This window comes from Pseudomonas sp. KB_15, assembly GCF_052114525.1.
In the GTDB taxonomy this organism is placed as follows: domain Bacteria; phylum Pseudomonadota; class Gammaproteobacteria; order Pseudomonadales; family Pseudomonadaceae; genus Aquipseudomonas.
In genome coordinates this window covers 12,858-27,704 of record NZ_JBFREX010000033.1, presented here as the reverse complement: position 1 = coordinate 27,704, position 14,847 = coordinate 12,858, and the positions used below count along the sequence as shown (strand labels likewise).

Below are 14,847 nucleotides of genomic sequence, written 5' to 3'. Positions count from 1 at the left end.
AGAGTTCACGTCATCGACTCACGACAGGCAGACGGCATGAAGACCAATCGTGACCGTGCTCGCCCTGATCATTTCGCCCCCCTGCTCGGCAGCCCGCGCCAGTCGCGTCGTCCTGACAACTCTCGAAGGAAATTGACATGAAGCAACGCACACTCGGCCGCACTGGCCTGTTTGTTTCCGAACTCTGCCTGGGCACCATGACCTTCGGTGGCAGCGGCGTCATCGGGAACCAGATCGGTGACCTGCAGCAGTCCGACGCCGAACGCCTTGTGGGCCAGGCGATCGACGCCGGCATCAACTTCATCGACACCGCCGACGCCTACGCGGGGGGTGTGTCGGAGCAGATCATCGGCCAGGCGCTGAAGAACCTGAAGGTGCCACGTGAGAACGTGGTCGTCGCAACCAAGGTCTTCAATGAAACCGGGCCCGGACCGAACTCCCGCGGCGCGTCGCGCGGCCACATCCTCGACGGCGTCCAGGCCAGCCTGAAGAGGCTGCAACTCGACCACATCGACCTGTACCAGATTCACGGCTTCGACCCGGCCACGCCCATCGAGGAAACCGTCCGCGCGCTCGACCAGTTAGTGCGCCACGGCCATGTCCGTTACGTCGGCGTATCGAACTGGGCGGCCTGGCAGATCGCCAAGGCGCTGGGCATCGCCGAACGGCTGGGCCTGTCGCGCTTCGAGTCGCTGCAGGCGTACTACACCGTTGCCGGGCGCGACCTCGAACGCGAGTTGATCCCGATGCTGAAGAGCGAAGGTGTCGGCTTGATGGTGTGGAGCCCGCTGGCCGGCGGCCTGCTCAGCGGCAAGTACACGCGTGAGCAGCGAGGCGAGGAAGGCAGCCGCCGCACCACGTTCGATTTCCCGCCGGTGAACCGCGATCGGGCCTACAACTGCATCGACGCTATGCGCCTGATCGCACAAGCGCATAGCGTTTCGGTCGCCCAAGTGGCGCTGGCCTGGTTGCTGCACCAACCGCAGGTCACCAGCGTGATCGTCGGTGCCAGGCGGCCCGAACAGCTCGCCGACAATCTCGCGGCCACAAACGTAATGCTGAGCGCCGACGAGCTTGCGGTCCTGGACGAAGTGAGCCGCCTGCCGGCCGAGTACCCCGGCTGGATGTTCGAGCGTCAAGGCGAGGTTCGGCGCAAGCAGTTGCTGGAGGCGCACGTGCACTCGCGACGCTCCACGTAAAGACGTTCAGAGAGCGCTTTCTTTGCCGCTAGAGGTTGTGCAAATGTATGTCCCTTCTCCCTTGGGTTTGTGCATTCGTGCGGCGCTTATCCGGAGGAACACTCAGTCTCGTCAGTAGCCTTGTTTTCACATTTCATGTTGGCAGTAGTCGCCCGAGCGATTAGCGGCGAGCGGCCGCTTGTCGGTGCCATTGCCGTCGTTCGGTCTGGTCAAGCCGAACGGCCGAGAAGGGTTGGTTTCAACCGGTCGTGGAAGGCAGAAATCCACCAATACTCGCCCTCCATGAACGGCAGCAAAAGCCAATAGCAGCCTCTCATGTGAGGCTGCGAAACCTGGGAGCTCAAGCATCTGGATTGAGCGTCTCCCTGAGTTCCGCCCATTGCAATAGTGCATCCAATGCCGGACACAGCGCCTGGCCCCACTCTGTCATGCGATATTCCACTTTAGGCGGTACTTGCGGATAGACAGTGCGATGCACGATGCCATCCGCTTCCAACTGGCGTAACTGCTGGGCGAGCATCTTTTGGGATATCTCGGGGATTAGCTTTTCCAGCTCGGAAAAGCGTTGCACCTGACCACCGAAGAGGTGGAACAGGATCACCAATTTCCAGCGGCCTTCGAGTTGCTTGAACACTGCTTCTACTTCGCTAGCCGCAGTAGAGGGCGTATAGATTTTTCTCATATTTCCCTGGCTTACTTTTTCGTGGGTTCTTGCCATCGGGTATGGCCGAAAGCGAACATGTGGATGAAGAAATCCTTACATCCGTGAGGTGAAATCGCCATGAAAATCGAATTGCCTGAACCGCTCGCCAGCTACCTTGCGGCCGAAAAGATTACTGACACCGAGGTGTTGGAGCGCTGCTTCGCCAAAGATGCCACCGTGCGCGACGAAGGCCAGACGTACAAGGGGTTGGAGGCCATCAAGTCCTGGAAGCAAGCTTCGCAGGCCAAGTATCAATACAGCATCGAACCATTGAGCAGCTCGCAGGAAGGACAGACCGTGACCCTGCTCGCTCGGCTTACGGGGAACTTCCCTGGCAGCCCTGTCGAGCTCACTTACACCGTTGTACTCGTCGACGACAAGATCGCATCCCTGGAGATTCGCTGATGAGCATCGCACTGGAACTCGAAGGTCTCCGGGCGCTGGTCACCGGCGGAACCAAAGGCATTGGAGAAGCCGTCGTCTCCCGACTTCGCGAGGCTGGCGCAAAAGTCCTGACAGCTGCGCGCTCGCGTCCCGAGCACCTTCCCGAGGACCTCTTCGTCGCGGCGGACATCACCACCACCGAGGGTTGTGCCAGCGTCTTCGATGCCGTCCATGATCGTCTCGGCGGGCTCGATATCATCGTTCATGTCGCAGGTAGATCATCGGCTCCCGCCGGTGGCTACGCGATGCTCGATGACCAGGAATGGCAGCGGGCTCTGGACCTGAACCTGCTCTCGGCAGTTCGCCTCGACCGAGCACTACTGCCCATGCTGCTCAAGCAGGGTTCGGGCGTCATCATCCATGTCACTTCTATCCAGAATCAGCTGCCGCTACCTGAATCCACCCTGGCGTATGCCGCTGCCAAGGCAGCGCTTTCGAACTACAGCAAGGGTCTTTCCAAAGAGGTCAGCCCCAAGGGCGTGCGCGTAGTCAGGGTTTCACCGGGATGGGTGGAGACGCAGGCATCAGTCGCCTTTGTAGAGGAGATTGCAAGGCAGAACGGCACAGATTATGAGGGTGGCCGCCAAGTCGTAATGGGCTCACTGGGAGGCATCCCGATCGGACGTCCCGCTAAACCAAGGGAAGTAGCCGATCTCATCGCATTCCTCGTCTCGCCGCTTGCAAGCTCCATTACTGGTACTGAATACGTCATCGATGGTGGAACGGTTCCCACGGTGTGATGCCTTCCTTTTGTTAGCATGAAGTAAGGCAGTGAGCGTGCTCCGCAGTATCTTATAGCCACCCATATGAATGAGGCGAAAACCAGCCGGCGGATAACGCGCCAGAGTTATCCGCAGTGGCGGGGCCGGCGTATTACCTGTTCCGGGTTATGCGCCCTACGGTACTAGCGATGGTTGCGATAGCGTTCGGTCAAGGACTGCACGAGGGTAACGTAGGATTGCGTCTCGGCGTAGGGAGGCACCCCGTTGTACTCGACCACAGACGCTTCACCGGCGTTGTAACCTGCCAACGCCAGCATCTGGTTGCCATTGAAGCGCTTGAGCAGCCAGGCCAGGTAGCGCACGCCGCCACGAATGTTCTGTCGTGCGTCGAACGGATCGTCCACGGCGAAGCGCTCGGCGGTGGCGGGCATCAACTGCATCAGCCCCTGGGCGCCGGCTTCGGAAATGACGTTGGGGCGAAACGCCGATTCGGCATGTATCACTGCGCGGACCAGCGCCCTGTCGACACCATAATGACCCGAAGCGGCTTCGATCTCCCGCCGATAGGAATGGGTATCCAGACGCAGTGAGGCGACCTTGAAATCCTTCGGCGCCATGCACAGATAGCAGCCCTTGATGTAATAGAGCTCAAGGACATCGACCCGTGCGGAGATCCCGACGGGGCGCCGGCTCACATATTGACGAATACCCCTGTGGATGAAGGTGAACACCCGAATCTGCACCGCGTCTGGGTCGTCGTCCCGCACAAGCCGTGGCAGGGCCATTGCCTTGGCGCCGACACCGGCGCCCGCCATGCCATTCAGGCGAGTGCAGCGGGCGCTGGCGATGGCTTGGCTGGTGTAGCTGATGGCTCCGTCCCTGGCTTGGCACTTGAACATGGCGCTGGCGCACAGTGGAGCGACCAGCAAGGCCAGCTCGATGCAGCCAAGAAGGCTCTTGCGAGCCCATCGCCATGCTCTGGAACTCATCACATCGCTCCGCGCCGCGCCGCAGGCGGCCGATCAGGCCTGGGGCGTCTGGCCCGGGCGCTGCCTTTGGAGGGCCTATTCCGGGTGACCCGCCTTTTGTTCTGATAGTTATACCCCTTGTAACCGGCCTTGGAACTTGCGTTGACGTACGGGCTGCCGGCGTTCCCAGGCGAGGCGCAGGCCTGATTGCTCGCACGCTGGCGGACCTTGAACAAGCCGACGGGATCAGACGCGAACATTTGGCCGAGGCGCTGCAATATCGGCCGACAATGCTCTTGCCGGTGTCACCCCTTGGTCAGATCAACCAACGGCGTCTGCCGCACCTCAGTCTCCCGCCCACCCTGAATCTCGCTCACCTGCTTCAAGGCCTTATCCACAGCCGCCTTATCCGCCAACAAGCTGTAGCTGATGCGGAACTGCTTGTGTTCCTTGGGCCCAATTGTCGGTACCAGGTTCAGTGGCCGCTGATAACGGCGGTTGTAGGAAAAACTTGTCCCCGGCTCCAGCCCCGTGACATAGCCCTGACCTTGGGTATCGGTGTTTTTCCACAGGGAAAACACGGGCAGTGTCTGAGTGTTGAAGCCGACCGAAACACCCAGGCTGCCGGCCCTGTTGTGCAACACGGTCAACGTATCGCCCTTGGCATCGGCATACGGCACCACGTTGTAAACCGTTTCGTCGTAGTCCTTGGTCGGTGCGCGGTAGGTTTGCCAGTCGGGCAGATCGCCCTTGGCCTTGTCGTTGAACGGCGACACCTGTTTCACCGGCGCGGCGAAACGAGCGCCCTGCTCCAGGAACGGGGTGCTGAAGTTACTGTGATACAGCGCCTGGTATTCCTTCGGATAGTCGCCGTTGTTGGTCAGGGTGTCGTTGAGGGCGAACACTACGCTGCCGGGTTCGGTGACCAGTTCGGTCGCGACGGAGAAGTCGACCTTCTTGAACGCCTGCTCTTTCAGTTCGCCGCGCAGGGTGATGGCGTGCGGTGGTGTTTCATCGATGTGCAGGGTGACTTTGTTCGCAGGAATGTTGGCGGCCCGACCGTGCAGGGTCAGCAGTTCGCCGTTGTCGACACCGGGGTGGCCGACCCATTCGTATCCGCAGCGGGTGACCAGCTCATTGAAACCTTCCAGCCAGCCCAGACCACCGCGGCCATTGAGTTCGATGAAGGACGGATTGACCACTTCCTTGACCGGCGAATCCCAGCCCATGCGCACATTGCCGACCGAGGCCTGCAAGACGTTCATTCCGCGAGTCGGCACTACCGAGAGTTTCATCGTGCCGTTATCGATGTCGACGATGCTGACGCCCTCCTGCCGACCGCCGTGCAAGGTGCGCAGGGTAACGCTGAAGGGTTTGTCGGTTTTTATGCCGAGTTGCTGGCTGGTGATCTGCCAGTTCCGGGCGGCTTTGTCGGTGTCGAGCAGAACGTAATCCCAGGCCATGGCGTGGGAGGCAGCGGACAGTGCGCTGAGGGCAACAAAGAGTTTGAGCGGGGTCATGGCAGCAGCCTTTCTTGGAGTTGTGCCATTTTTATAGACTTGATGAATCGTTTCAGCAAGCTTAAAAAGCGACACAACGCCGGCAAATGCCAAGAAAGATTTGGGACAAACCGGAAAATTGAGTCGATGCCATCGCGAGCAGGCTCGCTCCCACATTAGATCGAAGGTGAGCACAGGTTTTGTGAACATTCGAGATCAACTGTGGGAGCGAGCCTGCTCGCGATGGCAATCTCGGCAACGACTCAGCGAAACCGGTCAACCTCATGCCGCAAATCCGCCGCAAGCTTCTCCAGCTCTTTGGCAGTCACCGCCACCGGCTTTCCGGATGCACGCTCAACCCGGCACTGAAGCGTTTCTCGAACTGGCCGCTAAGGCGCTGGGTACCTTCACGCAACGTGCCGTGAAAAGTGCTCAGTTGATCGGCCAGTAACCGCGCCCCGCTCGCCAGATGCTCTTCGCGGGTGGCGAGGTTGGCAACGTCCAGCGAGCGCAGGGCAAACACGGTACTGCCGCCGATAGCCGAAAGCAGACCTCGTGACAGGCTGCAACCAGTTAAAAAGCTGCCCTTTAGACCGGAAGGGGTTGGCAAACCTGCGTCGAGGACACCCTATGTTGACTGGCACGACAACCGCTCGTTCCGGCATTTTCGGCCGTGTTACTCAACCTTCCGCGTAATACCGTGCCGCCCGCCAGAGGTTTTTCGATTCTTCTGTCAGATGGCGCAAGCCACTACGGTCCAGCATGCGTTCCGACTCCTCTTGCACCGCGGCCAGCACAGCAGCCTCATCGACGGTGTGTACGACGTAGTCTTCCATCAGGATCCTGCCATCGACGATGGTGGTACACACGTCCCCGCCGTTGGCGAAGCAAGTGATACGGTGGACCGGCATGTTCATCGGCATCAGGTGCGGTTTGAACAGGTCGATCAGAATGATGTCGGCTTTCTTGCCGACTTCCAGCGAGCCGATCTCATGTTCCATCGACAGTGCCCTGGCGGCGTCGATAGTGACCATTTCCAGCACTTTGCCCTGCGGCAGGATGTCCGGGTCGCGGAAATGGCGGCGGTGGTAGTGCATGCACTGGAACATGTGGCGGAACATGTCGTAACCGCGGTCTGGGGCGGCGCCGTCGGAGCCGAGGGCGACGGTTACATTGGCCTCGATCAGTTCCGGTACCGGGCAGCGACCCAGGATCGACATGATGGCGCTCGGGTTGTGCACGATCTTGGTCTGTGTCTCGCGGCACAGGGCGATGTCTTCAGGGGTCAGGTCAATGCAGTGCGACATGAAGGATGTCGGGCCGAGCAGGCCCAGTTCGCGGTGGGCCAGCGCCAGCGTACCGGCGCGGTGGCCATCCTGGGTGAACGTAAGGCCATAGCGGTGGGCCAGAGCCAGGTAATCCTGGGCTTGCTGGCGGAACAGAGGCGCCAGCTGCCGATGGCCGGGCTCGTATTGTGGCGCATACACCGGCAACGTGATGGCAATGCGCACCCGGCCGTTCCCCATACCGTCGCAGCTCCTGGCGATTTCTTCGCAGACCTCGAACATGGTCTCGAAATTGACGTCGCGCCGAGTGGGTGGTTCGGTCGACCAGTCCAGGTAGGTGTGCGGCGCTGGAGGCCGCGATGGCCCGACGGCCACCACCGAGCGGGTACCGATTTCGGCGATAGCCTGGGCGTGGCGTTGCGCGTACACCGGGTCGTCGACCCGCATGATCGAATCGCCTCCACCCAATAGCGACACACCGGTGGTGGTGCCGCATTTGAGCCGTTCCAGCGCCGACAACCTGGCCTCGACCTCCCAGAACTCGACTCCGGAGGCCGAGGTGTAGATGGTCTGGCAAGCCTCCATCCAGGCATCGCCCTCCCCGCCGCCGATGGTTTTCAGCATGGCGTGGCCAGCATGGGCGTGGCTGTCGATCAAGCCTGGGAGCACCGCCTTGTTGCGTGCATCGATGACTTTTTCAGCCGTGAAGCGAGCCCGCAGTTCATCCGTGCGCCCCACCGCGACGATGCGGTTGCCGAGCACGGCCACGGCGCCGTCGTTGATGACGCGCCGTTGCTCGTCCACGGTGATGACCACGCCGTGCTCGATCAGCAGGTCTACTTTGTCGAGAGTATGTTGAGTCACAAGCGGCTCCGCAGCAGGCTGCCATTTTTCGCCACGACGATGCCGCGGCTGATCACCGTCCGCGCCAGCGGACGCGCCACGACGGCTTCACTCAGAGTCTGCGCAGGCAGCAACAACAAGTTGGCTGCCTGCCCCGTCGCCAATCCGTAATCAGTTCGCCCAAGTGCCCGGGCGCCATTGCCGGCAGCGGCTTCGAACGCCGTGCAAATTTCAGGGTCGGTTCTCATGCCACAGCGCAATGCGAGCAGCATCGCGCGTTCAAGCATGTCGCCATTGCCCATCGGGGTCCATGCGTCCCGAATGCCATCCGAACCGAGGCAGACGTTCACCCCCGCAGAGAGCAGTTCAGTAAAGGGTGGTATGGCGATATCGGAGGGCGCCGTGGTCATGAGTGAAATCCGGTTGGCCGCCAGGCGTTCAGCCAACGGCAGCACCTGGGCCCAGTTTTTCATGCCCAGGCAAAAGGCATGGCTGATCATGACTCGCCCCTGACGCTGATAGCGCTCGGTGAAATCAATGATCCGGGCAATCTGCCAGAGCCCCAGCTCACCACCGTCATGCAGGTGGATATCGATACCGCGGTCAAACCTGTCCGCGAGTTCGAACAGGATCGAGAGGTGCGCGACGGGATCATTGTCTATGCCGCAGGGGTCCAACCCCCCTACTACCTCGACGCCCAGCTCCAGGGCTTCTCGCATCAATGCCTCGACCCCGGGGCGGTTGACCAGGCCAACCTGAGGGAAGGTGACGAACTCGATATCAACCAGGTCGGCGTAGCGCTCGCGCAGCTCCAGCATGGCTTGCACATGCTCGATGCCCAATTCGGGATCGGCGTCCACATGACAGCGCAACATCAGCGAGCCGCGAGCGATGCATTGCTCCAGCAGGGCACCCGCCCGCTCTGCAATGGGTGATTCGAGCTCGCGCAGGATCTGCCGCTCATTGGCGATGCGCGCTTTTAGCGTCGGGCCTGCACTGTGGGGCCGCCATGGTTGGCCCCACAGGGTCTTGTCCAGATGGATGTGGCTTTCCACCAGCGACGGAACGAGTAACTGACCTTGCCCGTCAAGGTCAGGCTCAGCGACTGGATTGCCACTGGCAGGCTGACGATCGCCGATACGACCCTCAACAATCTGTATGTCTTCAATTTCGCCGCCATAGGGGCGGACATTACGCAACCAGAACGATTGGATCATTGGAGCCTCATCACTTTTTGAGCGAGCCCCTGTCGCCGGATAGCCAACAGGGGCACTGTTTACTGAATCACCAGAAGAGCTACTTCAAGTTGCCGGCAAGGAACTGCTTGAGGCGCTCACTTTTGGTGTGCTTGAACAGTTGCTCCGGGTGGCCCTCTTCCTCGATTTTGCCCTGGTGCAGGAAGATCACGTGGTTGGACACCTCGCGGGCAAAGGCCATCTCGTGCGTCACCACCACCATGGTCCGCCCCTCTTCGGCCAGGGCCTGCATCACCTTCAGCACCTCGCCGACCAGTTCGGGATCGAGCGCCGAGGTCGGCTCGTCGAACAACATCACTTGCGGTTCCATCGCCAGGGCCCGGGCGATCGCCACACGCTGCTGCTGGCCGCCGGACAGGTGCGACGGGTACTTTGCCTCCATGCTGGCCGGCAGGCCGACTTTGGCCAGGTACTTGCGTGCGCGGGCCACCGCCTCATCGCGGCTGAGGCCGAGCGCATGCATCGGCGCCTCGATAACGTTTTCCAGCACTGACATGTGCGCCCACAGGTTGAAGTGCTGAAACACCATGGCCAGCTTGGTGCGCATGCTTTGCAGCTGCTTCTGGTTGGCCACGCGCAGCCCACCGTACTTGTCCTTCTCGGTGCGGATTTCCTCGGCGTTCACCGTGATTCGCCCGGCGCACGGTTGCTCGAGGAAGTTGATGCAACGCAAGAAGGTGCTCTTGCCGGAACCCGAGGAGCCGATGATGCTGATCACATCGCCTGCCTTGGCCTTGATCGACACGCCCTTGAGCACCTCGTGGTTGCCATAGTTCTTGTACAGATCGTCTACGGTCAGTTTGTACATGGTTTTGACCCTGCGTATGCGGCCTTCAGGCGGCCTGGGGTTTCAGGAAGGCCAGCCAGCGGGTTTCACCGCGACGAAATAGCCAGACAAGCGACAGCGCAATCACCGCGTACAACAGTGCAGCGATGAAGAAAGCCTCGAACGACGCATAGGTCGCGGAGTTGACGTCGCGGGCAACCTTCAGGATGTCGGGAACCGTGGCGGTAAACGCCACCGAGGTTGAATGCAGCATCATGATCACTTCGTTGCTGTAGTACGGCAGTGCGCGACGCAGCGCCGAGGGCAGGATGATGCGGCGGTACAGGGTGAACTTCGACATGCCGAAGGCCCGGGCCGCCTCGACCTCGCCGTAGGGCACCGACCTGATCGCGCCCGCGAAGACTTCCGTGGTGTAGGCACAGGTATTGAGCGCGAACGCCAGCACCGTGCAGTTGAAGCCCTCGCGAAAGAACATGTCGAGGAACTCGTGCTCGCGCACCACGCTCAGGCTGTAGACACCGGTGTAGATGATCAACAGTTGTATATAGAGTGGCGTGCCGCGAAACACATAGGTGTAAAACCAGACCGGAAGCCGCACGAACCGATTTCTTGACACCCGGGCCACGGCCAGCGGCACCGACAGTACGAATCCGATCGCGATCGACAGCACCAGCAGCCACAAGGTGATTGCCAGGCCGGAAAAGCTGGCGCCGTCCGACCACAAATACGCTTGCCAGTATTCCTGGATGATATCGATCACAGTTGAGCCTCCCGAACGCCGACGGAGTAATGATGCTTAAGCCATATCAAGACGCCGTTCGAGACCGTGGTAATGAAGAGATAAATCAGTGCACCGATCACGGTGAAGTAAAACAGCTGCATGGAGCTCTTCCCGGCATCCTGGGTGGCCCTGACGATATCGGACAGACCGATGATGGACACCAGCGCGGTCGCCTTGATCATGACCTGCCAATTGTTGGCAATTCCAGGCAAGGCAAAACGCATCATTTGCGGGAACAGAATCCGATAGAACGCCTGCCATGGGCTCAGGCCATAAGCCATGGCTGCCTCTGTCTGACCGCGCGGAACCGCCTGGAAAGCACCGCGAAAGGTTTCGGTAAAGTAGGCGCCGTAGATAAACCCCAGCGTCGCAACACCGGCAAGAAAGGGATCGATATCGATCTGATCAATTCCCAGCCCTTCGGTGACCTGATTGAGGACGATCTGAATGCTGTAGAACAGCAACAGCATGGTCACCAGATCCGGAACACTGCGTATCAGCGTGGTATAGAGGGTGGCGACATTGCGCAGCCACCGATTGCCTGACAACTTGGAACTGGCGCCTGCCAGACCAATCAGTACTGCGGTCAGCAGCGATAACATGGCCAGCTTCAGTGTCATCCAGGTGCCACTTGCGATCAGCGGCCCATAGTCTACCAAGGACATTGCATTCTCCTTGAGTTCGATAGTCCAGCCGATGCTGCCTATCTTGTTCAGTTGTGTTGTTCTTGTTTTTGAATGCTGACTGCCCGCAACTTGCAATCAATCAGTTGTACACATCAAAGGAGAAGTATTTATCGGAGATCGTCTGGTAAGTTCCGTCCTTGATGATCTCGGCAAGCGCACCATTGATCTGTTCGCGAAGTTCATTGTCTTCCTTGCGCAAACCAATGCCCGCACCCACGCCGAGGGTTTTCGGGTCGCGCAACTCCGGGCCGGCAAAGGCGAAATCACGTCCGTTCGCGGTTTTCAGAAAGCCCAGGTCGGCCTGGACCGACGACTGCAGCGCTGCATCCAGGCGGCCGGCCATCAGATCCTGGTAAACCATGTCCTGGTTCTGGTAGGTCATGACAGTGACGCCCTTGGGCGCCCAATAAGCCCGGGCATAGGTTTCCGAGGTGGAGCCCTGCTCGATCCCTACCCGCTTGCCTTGAAGGGATTCGGGCGTTGGCAGGAGATCCGAGCCTTTTTTCGCAAGGAGACGCGGCAGGACATTACTGATCTTGTCGGAAAAGGCGATCTGCGCCTGACGTTTCTCGGTCACGCTCATGGAAGAAAGAATGCCGTCGAACTTCTTGGCTTTCAGCGCCGGGATGATGCCGTCGAAGGAGTTCTCGACCCATACACATTTGACCTTCAGCTTTTCGCAGATCGCGTTGCCAAGATCGATATCGAAGCCCACGAGCGTGCCATCGGGCGCCTTCGACTCGAACGGGGCGTAAGTGGGGTCAACGCCGAAGCGAATGACTTGCAAGTCTTTCGCGTATACGCCGCTGGCAGCCAAGGCGAGAACAACTGAAACTGCTAACTTCTTCATATCAATCTCCGTAGGCACAGTGGTACTGGGGTTTAAAAGTGGTTCTTCACGCATTCCTRGGAAACTGTAGGAGCCAGCCTGCTGGCGATGGACTCAAGTGCGCCGCGTTCATTCAGTTCATACGCGTTATCGTTAACGACCATCGCCAGCAATCGAGCGTCGACCGGCTGCTCCTACAAGGGGCCGTGCCCATGCTTAAACCAGTGAAAGAACCTTAAAAGTGGCCAGTTCTGTTTAGGGTTTTTGTATTTTTTAACCTCGGTCACAACGCTTGCATGCTGTATCGGTAGCTCGCCGGGGAGAACTTGACTGTCAGCACCGCCATCGCTGCGAGCACCCCGATGTGCAACCACCAGCCGGTGATGAAACTCCCGCCGGAGTCGCGCAGCCAGCCGATCAACCAGGGAGCACTCGATGCGAGCAAGAAACCGATACCCTGAACGAAGGCCGCCAAGGTGCCGGCCGCTTGCGCGCCGGACAAGTGGTCGAGGCTGACAATCAGGCTGAGCGAAAAGAACCCGCCGAGGCCGAACCCGGCCAGTGCAACCCACAACCACGGCGCTGCGTTGGGGGCAAGCGCAAAGCCGGCGAAACCCGCGGCCTGCAGCGCTATCGTCAGCCACAAGGCAGCGCGCCGGTCAATGCTGCGGCGGGCGAGCATCGGCATCGCGAACGCCGCCGTCGCCTGGAACATCGCCAACCACGCGAGCAAATTGCCCGAGGCCTGCAGCCCCATGTTCTGCTGCTGGTAGAAGGACGGCAGCCAGGCCACCAGGCTGGAGTAGCCGCTGTTGGTGAGTCCAAAGTAGGCGGCCAACTGCCACGCACGCGGATTCTTGAAGAAGCTGCCGGTCAAGACCGGTGCAGGTCCGCCAGCGGCTATCGGCGCAGTGCGTGGCGCACACACCAGCCACAGCAAGAACACGGCAAGCGCTGGCAATGCCCAAATGGAGAGCCCTAGCCTCCAGCCGCCATATGGATTCAGCCATGTGCTTGCCAGCGAGCCCAGCGCCCCGCCGCCGACCAATGCCGCCGAATAGAGCCCCATCACCATCGCTATCCGTTCAGGAAACCAGCGTTTGGCGACACCCGGTATCAGGGCCTGGATCACAGCCACGCCGGTGCCGGCGATTCCGGCGCCAATGATCAACTGCGCTCCGTCCTTGACCACGGCGCGTGACGCGCAACCGAGCATCAAGAGCAACAATGCGCCGGCCAGCGCCCGCCTCTCACCGAAGCGACGTGCGACACCGATGCCGATGAAGGCAATCAGGCCCATCAGCACGAAGGGCAAGGTGGTCAGCATCGCGGCGGCGCGAAAGTCGAGGCCAATGTCGGCACGCACCAGATCGAGCACCGGCCCTACCGAAGTCAGGAATGGCCGCAAATTCAAGCCCAGTAGCACCAGGAGCACCAGTGCAGCCAGTGACACTTCACTTACGCGCGACACGCCCGTAGCGATGCAAGCCGATCCGCGGTCAGTCATGGCGCACACTTCTTTCCCACCGCTCCCGCCTTTCCCGCCGGTGCAGGTGCGGGCTCGACAGCATCTCCTGCATCAGCGTCACGTCACTGGTCATCACATTTACCTTGAGGATGGTGGTCAACAGGCCGCATCAGCGGCTGTTCTTAAAGATTAAGAGCAGGTGCTATCATTCGGAAATTAAATGTTCGAATTACAATTAGTGGAGAATGTAATGACTTCAACGCTGATCGATCCGTTGCTGCTCAAGAGTTTCGTCGCGGTGGTAGAGAGCGGCAGCTTCACCCGCGCCGGTGAGCGCGTGCACCTGAGCCAGTCGACCATCAGCCAACAGTTGAAGCGACTTGAGGAGCAACTTGGCTGCGAGCTGGTCAACCGCAGCGGGCGCTACGTCGGCACCACCGAGGATGGCGAGCGCCTGCTCGGCTATGCGCGCCGGCTCCTGGGGTTGATGGAAGAGGTGGTGGAGGATTTACGCAAGGGCCACGCACAGGGCGAGGTACACATCGGCGTACCAGAAGACTTCGCGTCAGACTTGCTGACGCCGACGCTTGGCGCCTTCGCACGCGCGCACCCGGCGATAAGGCTTGAGATCAGCAGTGGGCTCAGCAACACGCTATGGCAACAGTTTTGTGCAGGCGACTACGACTTGGTGCTGATCAAACAGCGCCCGGGGCAGTTTGTGGGGCACGCCGCCTGGCCCGAACCGCTCGCCTGGTTCGACAGCCTCAGCCAGCCGACGTACGAGCGCGACCCGCTGCCACTGGTGGTGTTTCCGGTCGGCGGCTTGTACCGCGATGAAATGATCCACGCGCTCGAGAGCGCCGGCCGACGCTGGCGCATCGGCTACAGCAGCGCAAGCCTCGCGAGCGTCCGCTCAGCAGTCGCCGATGGACTCGGCGTCAGCGTGCTCCCCTCGCGACTTGCACTGCCCGGCCACCGACGGTTGGGCGTGGCCGAGTCCTTCGCCGAGCTGGCGGCACTGGAAATCGCGCTGCATCTGCGGCCCGACGCACCACGCCGCGTGATCGATCTGGCCGAACAGCTGACAAGGCTATGCGCCCAGGTGACCGGTCACGTCGGCTGACGTGCCCAAAAAAGTCGATGCGTGGTCAGGGGATTGGAGAACGGCTAATGCACATGGCCGAAGAAGTCGCGCAGACGTGCTTCGAAGTTCGCTGCCAGCCCCGAATCGCCACCTATGCGGATTTACCTGGAATCAGTGAACTGAAGCCGCTGCCAGCGAGGCTGCGGCTGTTCAAATGTTGAGGTGAGCGCCTGACCGGAGGGAGTTTCCCTGCCGGCCGGCGATAGTGAAATATCAATTACCCGCAGTAGTC

At 60.3% G+C, this 14,847-nt stretch carries 14 protein-coding genes and 2 pseudogenes; 5 read left to right on the top strand and 11 right to left on the bottom strand.

Translation table 11 applies throughout. The features are described from left to right. Positions 1 to 137 precede the first annotated feature (137 nt). The gene (locus AB4Z35_RS21785) at positions 138 to 1,199 is read left to right on the top strand and encodes an aldo/keto reductase (RefSeq protein WP_442099349.1); all 1,062 of its coding nucleotides are present in this window, start codon (positions 138 to 140) and stop codon (positions 1,197 to 1,199) included. A 340-nt stretch (positions 1,200 to 1,539) separates the two neighbouring features. Here AB4Z35_RS21785 and AB4Z35_RS21780 read toward each other — a convergent pair whose 3' ends face one another. Beyond that, positions 1,540 to 1,881, bottom strand: a complete 342-nt coding sequence (locus AB4Z35_RS21780) for a winged helix-turn-helix transcriptional regulator (RefSeq protein WP_007994667.1) — start codon at positions 1,879 to 1,881, stop codon at positions 1,540 to 1,542. A 99-nt stretch (positions 1,882 to 1,980) separates the two neighbouring features. Here AB4Z35_RS21780 and AB4Z35_RS21775 point away from each other — a divergent pair, with 99 nt between their 5' ends. Together AB4Z35_RS21775 and AB4Z35_RS21770 are read left to right on the top strand one after the other, a co-directional pair. After that, complete coding sequence (locus tag AB4Z35_RS21775; protein ID WP_442099348.1) at positions 1,981 to 2,307, top strand: nuclear transport factor 2 family protein; 327 nt, start codon at positions 1,981 to 1,983, stop codon at positions 2,305 to 2,307. Continuing rightward, positions 2,307 to 3,086 carry an SDR family oxidoreductase gene (locus tag AB4Z35_RS21770; protein WP_442099347.1) on the top strand — a complete coding sequence of 260 codons (780 nt, stop codon included), beginning with the start codon at positions 2,307 to 2,309 and terminating at the stop codon, positions 3,084 to 3,086. Before AB4Z35_RS21775 ends, AB4Z35_RS21770 begins: the two co-directional genes overlap by 1 nt. Positions 3,087 to 3,250: 164 nt before the next feature. On the opposite strand, the gene AB4Z35_RS21765 is transcribed toward AB4Z35_RS21770, so the two are convergent. Further along, positions 3,251 to 4,057, bottom strand: coding sequence for a lytic transglycosylase domain-containing protein (locus tag AB4Z35_RS21765; RefSeq protein ID WP_442099346.1), 807 nt, complete (start codon positions 4,055 to 4,057; stop codon positions 3,251 to 3,253). 185 nt (positions 4,058 to 4,242) lie between these two features. Here AB4Z35_RS21765 and AB4Z35_RS21760 point away from each other — a divergent pair. Beyond that, positions 4,243 to 4,320 (top strand): annotated as a pseudogene (locus tag AB4Z35_RS21760) (hypothetical protein); the annotation flags it as partial. Positions 4,321 to 4,341: 21 nt separating this feature from the next. Here AB4Z35_RS21760 and AB4Z35_RS21755 read toward each other — a convergent pair. The 9 genes and pseudogenes from AB4Z35_RS21755 to AB4Z35_RS21715 all read right to left on the bottom strand — a co-directional run bounded on the left by AB4Z35_RS21755 (position 4,342) and on the right by AB4Z35_RS21715 (position 13,510). Continuing rightward, complete coding sequence (locus AB4Z35_RS21755; protein WP_442099345.1) at positions 4,342 to 5,556, bottom strand: aldose 1-epimerase family protein; 1,215 nt, start codon at positions 5,554 to 5,556, stop codon at positions 4,342 to 4,344. A 319-nt stretch (positions 5,557 to 5,875) separates the two neighbouring features. After that, a pseudogene (locus AB4Z35_RS21750) lies at positions 5,876 to 6,097 on the bottom strand (methyl-accepting chemotaxis protein); the annotation flags it as partial. A 118-nt stretch (positions 6,098 to 6,215) separates the two neighbouring features. Then, positions 6,216 to 7,685 (bottom strand): amidohydrolase family protein, encoded by a 1,470-nt coding sequence (locus AB4Z35_RS21745; protein ID WP_442099343.1) that lies wholly within the window; start codon positions 7,683 to 7,685, stop codon positions 6,216 to 6,218. Beyond that, positions 7,682 to 8,881: an amidohydrolase family protein gene (locus AB4Z35_RS21740; protein WP_442099341.1), complete on the bottom strand. Its 1,200-nt coding sequence runs from the start codon at positions 8,879 to 8,881 to the stop codon at positions 7,682 to 7,684. The genes AB4Z35_RS21745 and AB4Z35_RS21740 overlap by 4 nt, the downstream gene beginning before the upstream one ends. Positions 8,882 to 8,960: 79 nt before the next feature. Further along, positions 8,961 to 9,728, bottom strand: coding sequence for an ABC transporter ATP-binding protein (locus AB4Z35_RS21735; RefSeq protein WP_442099339.1), 768 nt, complete (start codon positions 9,726 to 9,728; stop codon positions 8,961 to 8,963). 25 nt (positions 9,729 to 9,753) lie between these two features. Then, positions 9,754 to 10,467 carry an ABC transporter permease gene (locus tag AB4Z35_RS21730; RefSeq protein ID WP_442099337.1) on the bottom strand — a complete coding sequence of 238 codons (714 nt, stop codon included), beginning with the start codon at positions 10,465 to 10,467 and terminating at the stop codon, positions 9,754 to 9,756. Continuing rightward, on the bottom strand, positions 10,464 to 11,153 hold the full coding sequence (locus AB4Z35_RS21725) for an ABC transporter permease (RefSeq protein WP_442099335.1): 690 nt from the start codon (positions 11,151 to 11,153) through the stop codon (positions 10,464 to 10,466). The genes AB4Z35_RS21730 and AB4Z35_RS21725 overlap by 4 nt, the downstream gene beginning before the upstream one ends. 100 nt (positions 11,154 to 11,253) lie before the next feature. Next, positions 11,254 to 12,024, bottom strand: a complete 771-nt coding sequence (locus tag AB4Z35_RS21720) for an ABC transporter substrate-binding protein (protein ID WP_008004379.1) — start codon at positions 12,022 to 12,024, stop codon at positions 11,254 to 11,256. A gap of 262 nt (positions 12,025 to 12,286) precedes the next feature. After that, complete coding sequence (locus AB4Z35_RS21715; RefSeq protein ID WP_442099334.1) at positions 12,287 to 13,510, bottom strand: cyanate transporter; 1,224 nt, start codon at positions 13,508 to 13,510, stop codon at positions 12,287 to 12,289. Positions 13,511 to 13,691: 181 nt separating this feature from the next. Between AB4Z35_RS21715 and AB4Z35_RS21710 the strand changes: the two genes are divergently transcribed. Then, a complete protein-coding gene (locus AB4Z35_RS21710) occupies positions 13,692 to 14,594 on the top strand; it encodes a LysR family transcriptional regulator (RefSeq protein ID WP_442099332.1) in 903 nt (300 codons plus the stop codon). Positions 14,595 to 14,847: the final 253 nt, after the last annotated feature.

Coding starts and splice junctions, on each gene's coding strand:
- AB4Z35_RS21785 (WP_442099349.1), top strand. CDS start 138: ATGAAGCAACGCACACTCGGCCGCACTGGCCTGTTTGTTTCCGAACTC.
- AB4Z35_RS21780 (WP_007994667.1), bottom strand. CDS start 1,881: ATGAGAAAAATCTATACGCCCTCTACTGCGGCTAGCGAAGTAGAAGCA.
- AB4Z35_RS21775 (WP_442099348.1), top strand. CDS start 1,981: ATGAAAATCGAATTGCCTGAACCGCTCGCCAGCTACCTTGCGGCCGAA.
- AB4Z35_RS21770 (WP_442099347.1), top strand. CDS start 2,307: ATGAGCATCGCACTGGAACTCGAAGGTCTCCGGGCGCTGGTCACCGGC.
- AB4Z35_RS21765 (WP_442099346.1), bottom strand. CDS start 4,057: ATGAGTTCCAGAGCATGGCGATGGGCTCGCAAGAGCCTTCTTGGCTGC.
- AB4Z35_RS21755 (WP_442099345.1), bottom strand. CDS start 5,556: ATGACCCCGCTCAAACTCTTTGTTGCCCTCAGCGCACTGTCCGCTGCC.
- AB4Z35_RS21740 (WP_442099341.1), bottom strand. CDS start 8,881: ATGATCCAATCGTTCTGGTTGCGTAATGTCCGCCCCTATGGCGGCGAA.
- AB4Z35_RS21735 (WP_442099339.1), bottom strand. CDS start 9,728: ATGTACAAACTGACCGTAGACGATCTGTACAAGAACTATGGCAACCAC.
- AB4Z35_RS21725 (WP_442099335.1), bottom strand. CDS start 11,153: ATGTCCTTGGTAGACTATGGGCCGCTGATCGCAAGTGGCACCTGGATG.
- AB4Z35_RS21720 (WP_008004379.1), bottom strand. CDS start 12,024: ATGAAGAAGTTAGCAGTTTCAGTTGTTCTCGCCTTGGCTGCCAGCGGC.
- AB4Z35_RS21715 (WP_442099334.1), bottom strand. CDS start 13,510: ATGACTGACCGCGGATCGGCTTGCATCGCTACGGGCGTGTCGCGCGTA.
- AB4Z35_RS21710 (WP_442099332.1), top strand. CDS start 13,692: ATGTTCGAATTACAATTAGTGGAGAATGTAATGACTTCAACGCTGATC.